We start from the raw sequence: 14,641 nt of genomic DNA on the forward strand, positions 1-14,641 counted from the left end.
CTTGCGGCCAAGATCTTATTCCCAGGGTTAAGCCGTTATTTACTCGGCACGTGTTTACTCAAAACTGTCGTTAGTTGCGTACGAGTGAGTAACCATGTCGAGTGTTGTTGAGTTGCTTCGCTCGCGTCGCGCGCCGCAGGTCGCGGTGCTGGCGCTGATGTCAGTTGCCTTTGCCGGCTGTAGCGCCGATATGTCGTCGCGCTTCTCGCAAAGCTCCTACTCGCAAAACCCCTTCGCCTTTGATCCGCAGCCGACCGGTGCCGTGCAGGCGCCGCCGCGCGAGTTGCCGCAATATGCGCGGCCGCAGTCGCAGTCTCCGCAGTATCAGTCGCAGCCGTTGCCCCCGCCGGTGTCGGCGCCGCAGTCATATCCGGTGTCCAGCGGCGTCTCCGGAGGGGGGCGCGGCCTTGCGTCCTATGCGCCGCCGCCGGCGCGCCCGCACATCGAATCCACGGGAAGCGTTCCGCATTCGGTCGCGGCCGCTCACAACGGCACGACCATCATCGTCGGCACCAGCGATACGCTGGAGGTGCTGGCGAAGCGCTATCATGTCTCGACTGCCGAGATCCTGCGCGCCAACGGCTACAAGGGGCCGCGCGCGCTGTCACCCGGCCAGCAACTGATTATTCCGCGCCCGACCGAGACGGCGGCTGCGCCCGCCCCGGCCGCCAAGCCGGTTGCGGTGGCGGCTGCGCCGGCCGGCGTCTACTACGTCAATCGCGGTGACACGCTGCACAGCATTGCGCGCCAGCACCACATCTCCGTGGTGGAGCTGGCGCGGGCCAACAATCTCGACCAGTCGGCCCGGCTCAGCCTGGGCATGAAGCTGATGGTGCCGGGCGCGAAAACCGCGGCTGCCGCGCCCGCTGCGCCGGCCGTTGCGGCCATGGCTCCCGCGCCGGCCCCGGTCCCTGTGGTATCCGCTCCGAAGATGGTCGCGACCGCGCAGCCGCAGCAAAGCGCGCGGCTGGTCCAGCCGACCGAGAACGTCGAACAGCCGGCCGCCGCGGCGGCAACGCCGGCGGTGAAATCGAGCGAAGCAACCGGCGCCCTGCCGACCTTCCGCTGGCCGGTGCGCGGCAAGGTGATCACCGCCTATGGCGCCAAGACCAACGGCAAGGTCAACGACGGCATCAACGTCGCGGTGCCCGAAGGCACGCCGGTGAAGGCCGCCGAGGACGGTGTCGTCGCCTATTCGGGCAACGAGCTGAAGGGCTACGGCAACCTCGTGCTGGTTCGTCACGCCAACGGCTACGTCACGGCCTATGCTCATGCGAGCGAGCTGTTGGTGAAGCGTGGCGATACCATCAAGCGCGGCCAGGTGATCGCCAAATCAGGACAGTCGGGTGAGGTGGGCTCGCCGCAGTTGCACTTCGAGATCCGCAAGGGCTCGTCGCCGGTCGATCCCCTGCAATTCCTCAACGGCGCATAGCTTGAGGCCGTTACATTGTGGACCCGCAAGACGGGGAGGCGGGGAGCCTCCCCGTCTTGATTTGATTTAGAAGTCGAACGTCATGCCGGTTGTGACCGCCTTGGCGTTGTTGCCGGCCACCACGTTGTTGTTGGCGTCGCGTCCGCACACCCCGTAGCCGTGACCACTCACACCGAGGCAGTAGTGCGCGCCGGGACCGTTGCGCAGATAGCTGCCGACGAGATACCAGGTCGCGAATGGGCTGAAGTGGTACTTGACGCCCGCCGCATACTGATCGGCGCTGCTGTCGACGGTGTTGAGTGCAAAGTCGGCCGATCCCGCCGGCGGAGCGACGGTGTAGGTATTGAACACACCGGTCCCGGGCGAGCCCGGTGATGCGTTGGCGTGAGCCCAGGACGCGCTGACATCCCAGGCGCCGATGGACTGCGTGGCGCTGACGAAGTAGCCATCGCGTGAGCGTTCGTTGAAATCGGCAACGGTGTGCTCGCGTCGCAGCATCTCATAGATGCCATAGAGCTGCAGCTTGCCGATGCCGTCGTTGAAGCCGTATCCGGCGCCGAGCTTCGCGGCCCATTCGTTGGCGATGCCGACCGCTCCCGGCGGCACGATCAGCACGCCGCCATTGCTGAGCGGCGTGACGGCCTCGTCGCCGGTGCGGTTGGTGCCCTCATGCATCTCGTAGGCGGCGACCGCCGTGAATGGTCCCTGATTATAGCTCAGCGATGCGCTGTAGAGGTTGCCATATGAGCCGTCGGTGCAGCCCTCTGGCGCCGAGGTGAGCGGGAAGCCGCTGCCGCTTCCGCGCGCCGACGTGCCGGGGCAGTTAAAGTCGCCGAGCGCGAAGTCGCTGTTGTCTCTTGCGGTGTTCTGTCCGGGCGACACCATCACGGTTGCCTGGAAGCCATTCCAGATCGGCGACTCGTACCAGACGGCGTGCGCCGCACGCCAATCGAACTCGGCGCGCAGATCGCCGCCCGTGTTGCCCATGATCGAGTTGTAGTCGCCGAGCGTCGCCGAGAATGGATCGAACTTTGAGGTTGCTCGCTTGTAGGGCGTGTCGGATTTGCCGGCCTTGACGGTGCCCCATGGGGTTTCCATTCCGATGAAGCTGTCGCGCGTACCGAACGCGGCGCGCTCGGTCGGGACCGCGGCGACTTCGACGAGAGATTCGAACTGTGCGATTGCTGCCCATCCCGGGAAACCGTAAGGTTCAAGATTGTGTCGCGCGCGAACGCCGAAATAAGTGAGGTTGCTCGCCACGCCGAACTTGGTGCCTTGGTCGAAGACGCCGGCGTTGAAGACGTCGCCGGAGAGATCAACGTGCCCGTACAGGGTCACGGTCGTGTTGTCGACGAAGGCGTTGCCGCCCGGCGCCTTGCTGTAGATCGGCGCGCCGCCGATGCTGACGATCGCATGTTCGGGCGCAGGGGCCGGGGAGGGGGCGACGGCCGCATGCTGCACCGGGTTGCCCTTTGGCGCTGGCGCGGTTGCCACGGCCGGCGCCGGACGGCTCGCGATATGATTCACGCGATCCCGTAGCTGCGCGTTTTCCCTGGCGAGTTTCGCGTTGTTGCGTTCGAGTGCATCCAGACGTGCCATCACGTCATCGAGCGTTGCCGCCCGCACCGGTTGTTGCGTGAGCGCGAGGCAGATCGCCGCGCATGCGGTTCCTGCGAGAAGTGTCTTCTTCATCTGATGTTTCCCCCGTTTGCCAAAACCACGTCAGCGGGGTGCTGCCGGTCGCAAACAGGCGAAACGCTAATGTATGCCAGATACCAAATACATGGACCGTAACGAGATCACATAGATAAAGATGCTTCGTGACAAAAATGGTACAATAGTACTAGTGCAGTGCATCAAAATGTCGCAGGTCTGACTTGGGAATAAACTTCGTCATTTTATCAACTATCTGATTTTACGAATAAAATTATTTCAGCTAATATGTGACAGTAAGGCTGACAAATTATAGATGCGCTGCGAGATTGGTGACGCGTCTGGGATATTGAATGCCAGAAGTTCCGTACGACTTGGACGTGTGGGAGGTTTTATCTTACCGTAAGACGTCGTCACCGCGGGCTAGGCGCTCGACCATGTCGCGCAGGAAATCGGGCGGACCATGGGCCTGCCATTCACCGTCCGCTTGCAACAGCAGAGGCCGGCGCGTGTCGCGGCTGAAGGCTTCGAGCCATGCACGCGCTTTCGCTTTCGGACGTGCGCCGACGGCGACCGCGACATCGACCGGAATGGCCCGCCACGTGAAGCTGGCCGGTAGAAAGATGAGATGCGATCTGTCAGGCCGCATCCACTCGGGCAGCGGACTTGTCGGAGCGAGCCAACCGCAAACGAAATTTCGGCAAGGATCGACCGGGCGCACGTCGTAGATCGCGCATTTGCCCGCGCCGCTGAACGGGCAGGGATGCCCCGGATAGACGTCGTGGTCGAGGATCCGGATTTTCAGCCAGCCGTCGCAGCAGGCGGTGCAATCACCACATCGTCTTGCGGTTGCGTTTGGATCGGCTGGCATGAGTCCAGTGTACTCGAGCCAAGCCGAATCAGAAGGCGGTTCGCAAGATCACCTTCCCGGCTACGCGCCGCTCAGCCGAACGCCCAGCCGTCCGGCCAGCTCCTGGGTGAATTGCCAGGCGACGCGGCCGGAGCGCGAGCCGCGCGTGGTTGACCATTCCAGCGCCTCGCGCTCGAGCTCGTCGTCGGCGATCCTGATGCCGAAATGGTCGCAATAGCCCTTCACCATCGCCAGATACTCGTCCTGGCTGCAGCGATGGAAGCCGAGCCAGAGACCGAAGCGATCCGACAGCGACACCTTTTCCTCGACCGCTTCGCCGGGATTGATCGCGGTCGAGCGTTCGTTCTCGATCATCTCGCGCGCGAGCAGATGCCGCCGGTTCGACGTGGCATAGAGGATCACGTTGTCGGGGCGCCCCTCGATGCCGCCTTCCAGCACCGCCTTCAGCGACTTGTAGGATGCGTCGTTGCCGTCGAAGGAGAGGTCGTCGCAGAACACGATGAAGCGGAACGGGGAGCTGCGCAGAAGCTCCATCAGACCGGGCAGGCTCTCGATGTCCTCACGGTGGATCTCGATCAGCTTCAGGCGGTCGGCCGCCTTGCGGTCGCGGTTGAGGGTGGCGTGCGCGGCCTTTACCAGCGACGACTTGCCCATGCCACGCGCGCCCCACAGCAGCGCGTTGTTGGCGGGAAGTCCATTGGCGAAGCGCTCGGTGTTCTCCATCAGGATATCGCGCATCCGGTCGACGCCCTTGAGCAGGCCGATCTCGACGCGGCTGACCCGCGGCACCGGGGTCAGGCGCCCGTCGGGGTGCCAGACAAAGGCGTCGGCGGCGCCCAGCGACTCGGCCGGATCGGAGGCGGGAGACGCCGCCGCAAGGCGGCTGGCAATCGTCTCCAGAGCATTCGCGATCCGCTCGGCGGTCGCGCCATCGAGCGCGTTTGCCGGGCGTTTTGTCGCGGCTTTTGCCGGTGTTTTGGCGGCAGCTTTGGGCGGTGTTTTGCTGGCTGTCTTGCTGACTATTTTCTTGGCTTTTTTCGGCATTTTTCCAGTTCCTGACGGCGCAGCCTTATCGGGCTGGCGCTCCTCTCGCAAGCCGCCTAAATGAAGGGCCGTTAACGTTGCAATTGGGACCGCTGCCGCTATAGTCCGCGCGAATTTGCCCGGACCGCCATACCGCCCGAAGGACCAGAGGGCGTGGCCGGTTCTTTCCCGTCTTACCGAGGATTGTCCGAATGCTGATTACTCCTGCCTTTGCCCAGGCTGCCGGAGCCGGTGGCGATACCAACAGCATGTTGATGTCGCTGCTGCCATTCGCACTGATCTTCGTCATCATGTACTTCCTGATTCTCCGTCCGCAGCAGAAGAAGGTCCGCGACCACGCCGACCTGGTGAAGAACATCCGCCGCGGTGATACGGTGGTGACCTCGGGCGGCCTCGTCGGCAAGGTCACCAAGGTGGTCGACGACGACCAGATCGAATTCGAGATTTCGGATGGTGTCCGCGTGCGGCAGATGCGCCAGATGATCTCCGGCGTGCGCTCCAAGGGTGAGCCGGCGAAGGGCGACACCAAGGACGAGGCGTCCGCGAGCTGATTGCCGCGCCGCTGTTTGGACTCTGACGGAACAAGTCGATGTTGTATTTCACCCGGTGGAAGGCGCTGGCGATCATCCTGACAGCGCTGGTGGTTTGCCTGTGCGCGGTGCCGAACTTCTTCCCGGAAGCGCAGGTCAAAAGCTGGCCCGCATGGGCGCAGCGTCGCCTCGTGCTCGGCCTCGACTTGCAGGGCGGCTCATACCTATTGCTCGAGGTCGATTCCAACTACGTCAAGAAAGAGAAGCTCGACCAGGTCCGCGACGACGTGCGGCGGGTGCTGCGTGAAGCCAAGATCGGCTACACCGGACTGAATTCGCGCAATGATGCAGTCGAGGTCCGCATCTCCCGTGACAACGAGCAGGCGACAGCGCTGTCGAAGCTTCGCGAGTTGTCGCAGCCGCTCGGCGGCTTGCTCGGCTCGAGCGGTCAGCGCAGCCTCGAGGTCTCGGACGCCGGCGGCGGCCTGATCCGCCTCACGGTGCCGCAGGCGGCCATTACCGAGCGCATCCGCCAGACCATCGAGCAGTCGATCCAGATCGTCGAACGCCGCGTCAACGAGCTCGGCACCGTCGAGCCGGTGATCCAGCGCCAGGGCACCGACCGCATCCTGGTGCAGGTGCCGGGCCTGCAAGACCCGACGCGACTGAAGGAGTTGCTCGGCAAGACGGCGAAGATGGAATTCCGCATGGTCGATACATCGGTCTCGCCGGACCAGGCCCAGGCGGGCCGGGTGCCGCCCGAGTCCGAGTTGCTGATGAGCGCGTCGCCGCCTCCCGTGCCGTATGTCGTGAAGAAGCAGGTCCTGGTCTCGGGCGCCGAATTGTCTGATGCGCAGCCTGGCTTCGACCAGCGCACCGGCGAGCCGATCGTCAGCTTCCGGTTCAACTCGTCAGGTGCGCGCAAATTCGCCCAGGCGACGAGCGAGAATGTCGGTCAGCCCTTCGCCATTGTGCTCGACAACAAGGTGATCTCCGCTCCGGTCATCCGCGAGCCGATCACCGGCGGCTCCGGGCAGATTTCCGGCAACTTCACCGTGCAGTCGGCCAATGATCTGGCGATCCTGATGCGCGCCGGCGCGCTGCCGGCGCCGCTCGCCGTGATGGAGGAGCGCACCGTCGGTCCCGGCCTCGGTCAGGATTCGATCGAGAAGGGCGAGCTTGCGGCCTATGTCGGCTCGATCCTGGTCATTGTGTTCATGCTGCTGACGTATCGACTGTTCGGCGTGTTCGCCAACATCGCCGTTGCGGTCAACGTCGCCATGATCTTCGGTCTGCTGTCGCTGCTCAACGCCACGCTGACACTGCCCGGCATCGCCGGCATCGTGTTGACCGTCGGTATCGCGGTCGACTCCAACGTGCTGATCTACGAGCGTATCCGCGAGGAGCTGCGGGGCGGGCGCAATGCGATCTCGGCGATCGACGCCGGCTTCAAGCGGGCGCTCGCGACCATCCTCGATTCCAACATCACCACCTTCATCGCGGCCGCGGTGCTGTTCTATATCGGTACCGGACCGGTGCGCGGCTTTGCCGTGACGCTCGGCATCGGCATCATTACCACGGTGTTCACCGCCTTCACCCTGACGCGCCTGATCGTCGCCTGGTGGGTGCGATGGAAGCGGCCGCAAACCGTGCCGATTTGAGAGGCCTATTGTGACCCACTACGTTCTCATCGGCCTTGGTGTCCTGATTGCCGTGCTCACCGTCGTCTCGGCGCTCGGCCTGCTGCCGTCGCTGCGCATCGTGCCCGACGATACGCATTTCGACTTCACGCGCTTCCGTCGCATCAGCTTCCCGATCTCGGCGCTGCTTTCGATCGTCGCGATCACGTTGTTCTTCACCCACGGCCTGAATTTCGGCATCGACTTCAAGGGCGGTACGCTCTTGGAAGTGCAGGCCAAGTCCGGCACTGCCGACATCGCCGCGATGCGCACGACCTTAAGCAGCCTCGGCCTCGGCGAGGTCCAGTTGCAGCAGTTCGGCGGTCCGGCCGAAGTTCTGATCCGCGTCGCCGAACAGCCCGGTGGCGATGCCGCACAGCAGGAGGCCGTCCAGAAGGTCAGAACCGCGCTCGGCGATTCCGTCGACTATCGCCGCGTCGAAGTGGTCGGGCCGCGCGTTTCCGGCGAGCTGCTTGCCTACGGCATGCTCGGCCTCATGTTCGCCATTCTGGGCATCCTGATCTATCTCTGGTTCCGCTTCGAATGGCAGTTCGCGCTCGGCGCGATGATCGCCAACGTCCACGACATCGTGCTGACGGTCGGCTTCATGTCGATCTCGCAGGTCGACTTCGACCTCACTAGTATTGCGGCGCTGCTGACCATTCTCGGCTATTCGCTCAACGACACCGTCGTCATCTACGACCGTATCCGTGAAATGCTGCGGCGCTACAAGAAGATGCCGATGCCGCAGCTTCTCAATGAATCGATCAACTCGACGCTGTCGCGCTCCATTGTCACCCACGTCACGGTGACCCTGGCGCTGCTCGCGCTGCTGCTGTTCGGCGGCCAGGCGATCCACAGCTTCACCGCGGTGATGATGTTCGGCGTGGTGCTGGTTGGTACCTACACCTCGATCTTCATCGCGGCGCCGATCCTGATCTATCTCGGTGTTCACACCACGCGGGGCGAAGCGCAGGATGCGCCGGCCAAAAAGCCGGACGCGGCAGCCAAGAAGTAACCGATCATGGCCAATCCCTCGGACGCTCCGCATCTTCCGAGGCCGGCGCCGATCGAAGCCTACGGCAAGGGCGGCTTCGCATTCGCCGACATGTCGCACCGCGGCTCGCTGCTGTGCCTGCCCGATGGGATCTGGGCCTGGCCGGTGACCAGTCCGCAGCAGATCGACCAATATTCGCTGGCCCAGGTGTTCGCGGCGGCGAATGCGATCGACACGCTGATCGTCGGCAGTGGCAATGAAGTCTGGGTGCCGCCGAAGGGCTTGCGCGAGGCCTTGCGTGCAGTGCGAGTGGTGCTCGACCCGATGCAGACGGGGCCCGCGATCCGCACCTACAACATCATGCTGGGCGAGCGGCGGCGTGTGGCGGCAGCGCTGATCGCGGTGCCATGAGCGTGACGGAGGCGCCGATCGACGGCGCGGCCTTCTGCGCCGATCTGGTGCGGAGCCATGATTTCGTCCGCTATGCCTCGACCCTGTTCGTGCCTGCGGCGGAGCGCCGGGCGCTGCTCGCAATCTATGCCTTCAACGCCGAGGTTTCCCGCGTTCATGAGCACGTGAGCCAGCCGCTGCCCGGCGAGATACGGCTGCAATGGTGGACCGACATGCTGGGCGGAACAGCGCATGGCGGCGTCGAAGGCAATCCGGTCGCGGCGGAACTCTTGCAAGCGATCCGCAAGCATCGCTTGCCGGTCTCGGCCTTGTCGCGCCTGGTCGAGGCGCACCAGTTCGACCTCTACAACGATCCGATGCCGTCGATGGCCGCGCTCGAGGGTTACCTTGCGGATACGGCATCAGCGTTGTTCTCGCTCGCCGCGCGCGTGATGGCGCGGCCTTCGGAGGAGATCGACCACTTGGCGCGTCATGCCGGTCTGGCGCAGGGAATGGCGCAGGTGGTCGCGGCGTTGCCGCGGGATGCCGCACGGCATCAGCTCTTCCTGCCGCTGCAACTCCTTCAGGAGCATGGTGGCAGCATGGAAGCGGTCTTTGCGCGCAAGCAGACGCCGGAAATCAGCGCGGCGGTTGGTCAATTCGCACGCGAGGCGCAGACCCACCTCGACACCGCCTTGTCACTGCTTTCGGATATTCCGCCCGCGGTGAGGCCGATCTTCCTGCCGCTCGCGTATGTCCGCCGCGACCTTGGCCGGGTCGCACAAGCGGCCAACGATCCCTTCGTTCCGAAGCCGGCGTCGCGCCTGCGCGTCTTGTGGACATTGTGGCGCGCCGCGCGCACGAAGGATTTCGGCGGTTAGCTTTTTGGCTTTCGGATGTGCTTGGTGAAAATCCGGATCGTGCCACCCTTGACCATCGAGCCACTGTCGTAGAGGTCGGATGCGATCCGTTCGATGGAGTCGCGCAGCGTGAGGAACTGGGCCTGACGTGCGATGCTCGGCGTTCCCTTGGTGTCGGCCAACTCGTCCATCGCAGCGTCGCTGATCTGGCATTCGACAGTCTGGCCATCGTCCAGCATCGTGAATCCGAACGCCATCCGTTCGGAATCATATCCTCCGATACGGCCACGAGTGAGTGGCATTAATCCTGTCCCTTGCGCGCGGCGCCCCGTTGCAAGAGTGGGACTTCGGGACGCGTTTGTCGAGGGCTGGTGCGCGATACTCTAGCCGGACGGTCGGTCCATCTCGGCGACTTCAAAATTGAAGCGGTCGCGCAGATTCTTGCGCTGCTCGAGGATGTCCTTGAGGAATTCGCGATCGGCGTCGCTGTTCATCATCGGCTCGATCAGGTCGACCTGATTCATGGCGACGAGCTGCAGGATTTCGGTGCGCGGCTTGCCGGCGGCATCGCGCGGCAGCGCGTGCACGATCTGGATATGCTCGGGCGGCTTGATGCCCTTGGCGGCCGCAAGCTCGCCGCGCAGCGTCTTCTCCAACGCAGACCGATCCGCCTCGACGAAGGCATATAGCCCGACGCCGACGCGGCGATCGGCAAAGGCGACGATCGCGGTGTCGCGCACCTCGGGGTTCCGGCGGATCAGGTCCACCAGCACGGGGGCGTCGTTGACCAGCCGCCGGCCGCCGCCTTCGCGGTCGGTGAAGTTGAAGAGACCGCGCGTGATCGCCTGATAGACCTTCTTGCCGGTCTTGAGCCAGATGCTGGCAACCGCCGACTTCTTGGCGAGCACCTTGCGCTCCATCGGCGTCAAGGCCTCCGGCGCGTAGCTGCGCTTGTGTTTCAGCAGATGACGCAGATCCTCATAAGCCGCGATCCGGAACAGCCGGCTTCGGGTCTTGAAACAGGCCGCAAGCTGAAAGTCGGTGAGATAGGCGCGGCCGTCGCGGCCGACCAGCCAGTTCTGCTCCTTGGCGAGATCGTTGTGGCAGATGCCGGCGCGGTGCAGCTTGCGCAGAGCTACTTTGGCGGAACGAAAATAGGCGGCATCGCCGTGTGGTTTCGCCAGATGCAGCGCGACGCCATCGATGAAGCCGCGCACCAACGCGCGTCTGCCGGCCCACAGAAGCTTTGGACCGACGTCGAGATCACGCGCCAGCGTCAGCGCGCGGCGCTCGCGCGAAAACAGATGCAGCGCAAGGCCGAATGACCAGAACGGCACCTGGTCGAGCCGGCGCAGCACAGCGTCGACCTCGCCGCCATCGGCGCGAAAGCGGCCGCGTTCGACCGTGGAGAACACGTCGCGCTTGAGCAGGACACCCTGGCTCCATCGCGCCGACAGGGTGGCAGCGTCGTCTTTCGGCAAGCTCATGGGTCCTAGGCCGCCGCCGCAACGCGCAGGTGGTCTGCGATCCAGTGATCGAGGTCGGCGAGCGCCCGGGCGCTGATCGCCTGCTTCTTTGCAACGGTCCTTTCGTTGCCGCGCAGCCGAGAACCGTCCGCCTTTTTCGTCGGCGGATTGGCAAGCGGAGGGAACAGACCGAAATTGATGTTCATTGGCTGGAACGAGCGGGGACCGGACTCAACCGTTTCGATATGGCCGCCGGTGATGTGGCCGAGTAGGGCGCCCAGCGCCGTGGTGGCCGGCGGCGGCGTCAGCGATTGGCCGCGTGCGTCCGCGGCGGCACAGAGCCCCGCGATCAGGCCGACGCTTGCCGACTCGACGTAACCTTCGCAACCCGTCATCTGTCCGGCGAAGCGCAGCCGTGGCTGCGCACGCAGGCGCAATTGTGCGTCGAGCAGCTTCGGTGAGTTCAGGAAGGTGTTGCGGTGCAGACCGCCGAGCCGGGCGAACTCCGCCTTCTCAAGGCCCGGGATGGTTCGGAACACGCGTTGCTGGGCGCCGTGCTTCAGCTTGGTCTGGAAGCCAACGATGTTGTAAAGCGTGCCGAGCTTGTTGTCTTGCCGCAGTTGCACGATGGCATACGGCTTCACGGTCGGATTATGCGGATTGGTCAGTCCCACCGGCTTCATCGGACCATGGCGCAGGGTTTCGGGACCGCGCTCGGCCATCACTTCGACCGGAAGGCAGCCATCGAAATAGGGTGTGTTGGTCTCCCAATCCTTGAAGTCGACCTTTTCGCCCTCGATCAGCGCCGCTACGAAGGCATCATACTGCTCCTTCGTCATCGGACAGTTGATGTAGTCGGCGCCCGTGCCGCCGGGACCGACCTTGTCGTAGCGCGACTGGAACCAAGCCACCGACATGTCGATGGAATCTTTGTAAACGATCGGCGCGATTGCGTCGAAGAACGCCAGCGCGCTCTCGTCCGTGAACTGTCTGATTGCATCGGCGAGCGGTGCCGAGGTGAGGGGGCCGGTCGCAACAATCACGTTGCTCCAGTCGGCGGGCGGCAGGCCGGCCACTTCCTCGCGGCTGATTTCAATTCGTGGATGCTCGTTTAACGCCTTGGTGACGGCAGCAGAGAAGCCTTCGCGATCAACCGCGAGTGCGCCACCGGCGGGGACCTGGTTGGCATCGGCTGCGCGCATGATGAGCGAGCCAAGCCGCCGCATCTCGGCGTGCAGCAGCCCGACCGCGTTGTTGGCGGCATCGTCAGAGCGGAAGGAGTTCGAGCAGACCAGTTCGGCGCAGCCGTCAGTTCGGTGAGCCTCGGTCATCCGGGTCGGTCGCATCTCGTGCAGCACGACGCGGACGCCCGAGTTGGCGACCTGCCAGGCCGCTTCCGAGCCGGCGAGCCCCGCGCCCACGATGTGCACGGGTTGGGAGGAGTGATGCGGAGTCATTGCGCAGCGTTAGCGCGTTTTGATCCCGTATGCATCTGAAACCGAGCTAGAAACGATAACGCCCGCTGCAGGAGCGGGCGTTATCCGTTCATCAGATGGCGGATGAGCAATCAGCCGTTGTAGGTGCCGGCGGCAACGCGCGGAATGTCCGAGCGATCGAGGCCGATATCGGCCAATTCGCGGTCGCTGAGCTGGGACAATTCGCTGACATTGCGCTGATAATCCCGGAAGGCCTGGATCATGCGGATGAGCGAGAGCAGCATTGGTAGTCTCCTAGTAGTTCAGATTCAGCTTTTCCAAAGCCTCATCGTTGAAATGAATATAGATGAGATTTTGCAGTGCAGTAGTTCCGATGTTGCGATGCAGCTAATCCCAAAATGCATGGCGACGGTAAGTCTCGATTAATTCTTCCGATCATGCCTGAGACGGCCACCGATCGGGGTTCCAAAGACGTCGGCATTCACTCAGAATGCATTATAGTTCAGAAACTTGCGTCGGCCCCACAGACTCTCGGCAGTTCTTCAAGTGGTAGCTGGGGACCGCAAAATCAATCCCACATGAGGGTCGTGCAGGAGGGCCGCGGATTGTGTTCCATGCGCGATTCGCATGCGGGCCTTGGCGCATGAGATGAATATACGTTCACCGCCATATTTGCCTGGAGACGGAACGGCCGGCGGCAATTGGTCGCGTTGACCGGTGGGGCTCCCTCCCCACCACCGGCAGATGGAATCAGTTTCGATAGGAATCCGATTCTTGAGGGCCGCCGGCGAAAGCTATGTCACGAGGACGCAGCGGTTGTCTTGCCGAGTTCAGAGCGGGGCATTGTATCCTCTGGACGTCGTGCCGACTGCGGCAACTGCGCTTTACTTTGCCGCTCGATCAAAGCGGCGTCACAGCGAATGTGATCGCGGCGGCCTTCCTTACCGACCCGTAACGAAAATGCGGCGCAACGCATGCTGGAGTTGCGCTCAGCGTCGATCACATTCGCATCGCGCGAAGTTCATTCTGAGCGCTGCGGGGGACAGCGAATAATCGTTCCGCAGATTCCGCAATCACGCGGGCGTCTGCCTACGAACAAAATGGATAATTCCCATGATCAGAACAATGATCGGCGCAGCTACAATGGCTGCCGTTGCTTACGCTGTCGTTCCCGCGCACGCCGCCAAAATGGGCGTCGGCTGCAGTGGCCCTAACCTGACCAAGACCGAGTCTGCGGTCGAGGCTATGGCCGACACTGAAGTCAAGTTTATGGCGGAGAAGGAAATCTCGCTCGCTCAGGACGCGATGCTGAACGGCAAGATGGGTGCCTGCAGCGCGCACCTCGGCAAGGCCGCGCACGCCAGCATGGCGAAGTAAGCTTTTGTACATTGCGACCAGGGCCGGTTGCCTGGGGCAGCCGGCCTTTTACGATTCTAGGGGGCGTGGGCGAGTTGTGTGGCGAAATAGCCAATGGTCTTGGCGTAGACCTCGCTCTTGTTCCACTGCTGGATCACCGCGAAGTTCTCGCTGCCGGGCTCCCAGCCCTTGCCCTTCTTCCAACCGTAGCTCTTCAGGAAATTTGCGGTCGATGCCAGGACATCGGGCACGTTATGCAGCAGGTCGCGCTTGCCGTTGCCGTCAAAGTCGACCGCGAATTTGATGTACGACGACGGCATGAACTGGGTCTGCCCGATCTCGCCCGCCCAAGCGCCGCGCATCTCCTGCGGCGCAAGGTCGCCGCGCTCGATGATGCGCAAGGCATCCATCATCTCGGCCTTGAACATGTCGGAGCGGCGGCAGTCATAGGCCAGCGTCGCCAGCGATCGCATGGTCGGAAACTTGCCGGTGTTGACGCCGAAATCGGTCTCCAGCCCCCAGATCGCGACTAGGATCTCGCCCGGTACACCATAGGCCTCTTCGATCCGCGAGAGCACCGAGCCGTATTGCTTCATCTTGTCGGAGCCGCGGGTGAGGCGCGGCGGGACCATGCGCCCCGAGAACTGTTCGAAAGTTTGGCTGAACACCTGCTGCGAGTGATCACGCGCCAGAATCGCCTTGTCGAGGGTGACGCCATTGAGCCCAGCCTGGATCGCGTTTTGCGAAATGCCCTTGGCAGCGGCTTCCTTCTTGAAATCGTCGAGCCAGGCTTCGAACGTACCTGTGCCGCAGGGGGCAGCGAGCGTCGATGCGGTCGATGCCAGCAGCCACGCGCCGACGGCAAGTGCGCGATAGGAAAGACGAGAGCTCATATGACCATTCACTCCGGGACGACGATCTTAACGG

The 14,641-nt window shown here is 63.3% G+C and carries 15 protein-coding genes; 7 read left to right on the forward strand and 8 right to left on the reverse strand.

All coding sequences use genetic code 11. The annotated features are described in order from the left end of the window. Positions 1 to 94 precede the first annotated feature (94 nt). The gene (locus P6U25_RS17695; RefSeq protein WP_407152394.1) at positions 95 to 1,432 is read left to right on the forward strand and encodes a peptidoglycan DD-metalloendopeptidase family protein; all 1,338 of its coding nucleotides are present in this window, start codon (positions 95 to 97) and stop codon (positions 1,430 to 1,432) included. A 66-nt stretch (positions 1,433 to 1,498) separates the two neighbouring features. Here the strand turns inward: P6U25_RS17695 and P6U25_RS17700 are convergent, their stop codons facing one another. The 3 genes from P6U25_RS17700 to P6U25_RS17710 all read right to left on the reverse strand — a co-directional run bounded on the left by P6U25_RS17700 (position 1,499) and on the right by P6U25_RS17710 (position 5,000). Further along, positions 1,499 to 3,124 (reverse strand): porin, encoded by a 1,626-nt coding sequence (locus tag P6U25_RS17700; protein ID WP_407152395.1) that lies wholly within the window; start codon positions 3,122 to 3,124, stop codon positions 1,499 to 1,501. A gap of 358 nt (positions 3,125 to 3,482) precedes the next feature. Continuing rightward, positions 3,483 to 3,956, reverse strand: coding sequence for a hypothetical protein (locus P6U25_RS17705; RefSeq protein WP_407152396.1), 474 nt, complete (start codon positions 3,954 to 3,956; stop codon positions 3,483 to 3,485). Positions 3,957 to 4,016: 60 nt separating this feature from the next. Then, positions 4,017 to 5,000: an ATP-binding protein gene (locus tag P6U25_RS17710; protein WP_407152397.1), complete on the reverse strand. Its 984-nt coding sequence runs from the start codon at positions 4,998 to 5,000 to the stop codon at positions 4,017 to 4,019. Positions 5,001 to 5,191: 191 nt separating this feature from the next. Here P6U25_RS17710 and yajC point away from each other — a divergent pair, with 191 nt between their 5' ends. From yajC to P6U25_RS17735, 5 genes are read left to right on the forward strand one after another with little or no spacing between them, the layout of a single operon-like run. Further along, positions 5,192 to 5,551 (forward strand): preprotein translocase subunit YajC, encoded by a 360-nt coding sequence (yajC, locus tag P6U25_RS17715; protein WP_407152398.1) that lies wholly within the window; start codon positions 5,192 to 5,194, stop codon positions 5,549 to 5,551. Positions 5,552 to 5,589: 38 nt separating this feature from the next. Then, complete coding sequence (gene secD / locus P6U25_RS17720) at positions 5,590 to 7,191, forward strand: protein translocase subunit SecD (RefSeq protein WP_407152399.1); 1,602 nt, start codon at positions 5,590 to 5,592, stop codon at positions 7,189 to 7,191. Positions 7,192 to 7,201: 10 nt separating this feature from the next. Next, on the forward strand, positions 7,202 to 8,227 hold the full coding sequence (gene secF / locus P6U25_RS17725) for a protein translocase subunit SecF (RefSeq protein ID WP_407152400.1): 1,026 nt from the start codon (positions 7,202 to 7,204) through the stop codon (positions 8,225 to 8,227). Between the two features lie 6 nt (positions 8,228 to 8,233). Next, positions 8,234 to 8,617 (forward strand): Mth938-like domain-containing protein, encoded by a 384-nt coding sequence (locus P6U25_RS17730; RefSeq protein WP_407152401.1) that lies wholly within the window; start codon positions 8,234 to 8,236, stop codon positions 8,615 to 8,617. Further along, complete coding sequence (locus P6U25_RS17735) at positions 8,614 to 9,477, forward strand: phytoene/squalene synthase family protein (protein ID WP_407152402.1); 864 nt, start codon at positions 8,614 to 8,616, stop codon at positions 9,475 to 9,477. The genes P6U25_RS17730 and P6U25_RS17735 overlap by 4 nt, the downstream gene beginning before the upstream one ends. Here P6U25_RS17735 and P6U25_RS17740 read toward each other — a convergent pair. From P6U25_RS17740 to P6U25_RS17755, 4 genes are all read right to left on the reverse strand, one after another. Next, positions 9,474 to 9,758 (reverse strand): DUF1488 family protein, encoded by a 285-nt coding sequence (locus P6U25_RS17740; protein WP_407152403.1) that lies wholly within the window; start codon positions 9,756 to 9,758, stop codon positions 9,474 to 9,476. The two genes, P6U25_RS17735 and P6U25_RS17740, sit on opposite strands and share 4 nt — an antisense overlap. Before the next feature lie 81 nt (positions 9,759 to 9,839). After that, positions 9,840 to 10,943, reverse strand: coding sequence for a serine/threonine protein kinase (locus P6U25_RS17745; protein WP_407152404.1), 1,104 nt, complete (start codon positions 10,941 to 10,943; stop codon positions 9,840 to 9,842). 5 nt (positions 10,944 to 10,948) lie between these two features. Next, positions 10,949 to 12,379 (reverse strand): methylenetetrahydrofolate--tRNA-(uracil(54)-C(5))-methyltransferase (FADH(2)-oxidizing) TrmFO, encoded by a 1,431-nt coding sequence (trmFO, locus tag P6U25_RS17750; RefSeq protein ID WP_407146052.1) that lies wholly within the window; start codon positions 12,377 to 12,379, stop codon positions 10,949 to 10,951. A gap of 110 nt (positions 12,380 to 12,489) precedes the next feature. Then, a complete protein-coding gene (locus tag P6U25_RS17755; protein ID WP_016846063.1) occupies positions 12,490 to 12,642 on the reverse strand; it encodes a DUF1127 domain-containing protein in 153 nt (50 codons plus the stop codon). Between the two features lie 859 nt (positions 12,643 to 13,501). Here P6U25_RS17755 and P6U25_RS17760 point away from each other — a divergent pair. Further along, on the forward strand, positions 13,502 to 13,735 hold the full coding sequence (locus P6U25_RS17760) for a hypothetical protein (RefSeq protein WP_407146053.1): 234 nt from the start codon (positions 13,502 to 13,504) through the stop codon (positions 13,733 to 13,735). Positions 13,736 to 13,791: 56 nt separating this feature from the next. Here P6U25_RS17760 and P6U25_RS17765 read toward each other — a convergent pair whose 3' ends face one another. Then, positions 13,792 to 14,607 (reverse strand): lytic transglycosylase domain-containing protein, encoded by an 816-nt coding sequence (locus P6U25_RS17765; RefSeq protein ID WP_407146054.1) that lies wholly within the window; start codon positions 14,605 to 14,607, stop codon positions 13,792 to 13,794. Between the last annotated feature and the right edge of the window lie 34 nt (positions 14,608 to 14,641).

The sequence above is a fragment of the Bradyrhizobium sp. ORS 86 genome (genome assembly GCF_045571475.1).
In the GTDB taxonomy this organism is placed as follows: domain Bacteria; phylum Pseudomonadota; class Alphaproteobacteria; order Rhizobiales; family Xanthobacteraceae; genus Bradyrhizobium.